We start from the raw sequence: 1701 nt of genomic DNA, 5'->3' as shown, positions 1-1701 counted from the left end.
GCCGTGGGCTCACCCCGGTCGCCGGGGCCGAAGAGGACGACGTCGTCGCCCGGCAGGAGCTCGTCGTCGCCCAGGTCGACGACGACCTGGTCCATGCAGACGCGGCCCCGGACCGGGCGCCGTGCCCCTCCGGCCCAGACCTCGACCCGGTTGCCGGCGGCGCGTGGGACGCCCTCGCCGTACCCGACGGGGACGACGCCGACGGTCGTGTCGCGGTCCGCGACCCAGGCGTGGCCGTAGGAGACGCCGTCGCCGGCGGTGATCCGCTTGACGAGCGCGAGGTCGGCGCGGACGGTCATCGCGGGCCGCAGGCCGAGGTCGGGGGTCACGCCAGGCGCGGGATCCAGTCCGTACGACGCGATGCCGCAGCGCACCAGGTCGTAGCGGGCACCGGGTCGCAGGATCGCGGCCGCGGAGTTGGCGAGGTGGCGCACCTCCGGGTGCAGTCCGGCGTCCTCGGCGAGGGCGAGGGCCTCGCGGAACGCCTCCTCCTGGGCGGCGTTGGCCGGGTGGTCGGGCTCGTCGCTGGCGGCGAGGTGCGACCAGATGCCGGTGACCCGGGTGCGGCCCTCCCCCTCGAGGGCGGCGGCGTGCGCGAAGAGGGCCGGCCAGTCGGCCCGGGCCGCGCCCCCGCGCGAGAGCCCGGTGTCGACCTTGAGCTGCACCCGGGTGACGCCGGCGGGGACCATCTCGTCGAGCTCGGCCACGGAGTACGCCGTGACGTCGAGGCCCGCAGCCGCCGCGGCGGCGTAGTCCTCGCCCGGCACCGTCAGCCAGCACAGGATGCGCCCGGTGTCGCCGGCCGCCCGCAGCGTCAGCGCCTCGTCGATGGTCGCCACGCCCAGCCACTCGGCGCCGGCGGCGCGGGCCGCGCGACCTGCCGGGACCATCCCGTGGCCGTAGCCCTCGGCCTTGACGACAGTCATCATGGCGACGTCCGGACCCACCAGCTCGCGGAGCGTGCGCACGTTGTGACGGATCGCGGCGAGGTCGACGACGATCTCGGCGCGGGGGGGCATGGCCCGATTCTTCCATCCGTCAGGCGGCACCGGTCACCGCAGGGACCGCACGACCGCCGGCAGCGCGGCCGCGACGTCGCCGGCCACCACCGGTCCGCCCCCCGAGGCCAGCGTCGCCGCGGCCCCGTGCAGCCAGGATCCGACCGACGCGGCGTCCCACGGATCGAGACCGGCGGCCAGCAGGGCGCCGATCAGGCCCGACAGGACGTCGCCCGCACCCGCGGTGGCCAGCCAGGGGAGGCCGGTCGTCGTGACCCGGGCCCGGCCGTCGGGCGCCACGACCAGCGTGTGCCGGCCCTTGAGCAGCAGCACCGCGTCGTACCGCTCGGCGGCGAGACGGGCGTGGGCGAGGGGCCGGGCCTCGACGGCCTCCCGCCCGGTCTCCAGCATCCGGGCCAGCTCGCCAGCGTGCGGGGTGAGCACCGCCGCCTGCCCGGGACGCACGTGCGTGAGCCCGTCGGCGTCGACGAGCACGGGGACGCCGTCCTCGAGGGCAGCGGCCAGCTGGGCGCCGGCCTCGTCCCCGCCCCCGGGACCCACGACCCAGGCCTGGACGCGGCCGTCGCCGACCACCTCCGGGTGCGAGGCGCGGACCTGGTCGGCGGCGCTGCCGACGTAGCGGACCATGCCGACGAGCCCGCTGCCGGCGCCGGCCACGCAGAGGAGCGCCGCCCCCGGGTAC

2 protein-coding genes are annotated in these 1701 nt (G+C 77.7%); both read right to left on the bottom strand.

The features are described 5' to 3' along the window. Positions 1-1019, bottom strand: a 1019-nt coding sequence (gene alr / locus ACXJKL_RS20545; protein ID WP_457208848.1) for an alanine racemase, incomplete at its 3' end; no start/stop codon positions are given. Positions 1020-1052: 33 nt separating this feature from the next. Further along, positions 1053-1701: ADP-dependent NAD(P)H-hydrate dehydratase (locus ACXJKL_RS20540; RefSeq protein WP_457208847.1), on the bottom strand; the 649-nt coding region annotated here is incomplete at its 5' end.

It is taken from the genome of Nocardioides sp. P5_C9_2 (assembly GCF_054049555.1).
Note: the sequence above shows the minus strand (reverse complement) of the source record. Positions and strands in the feature narration are given on the sequence as shown.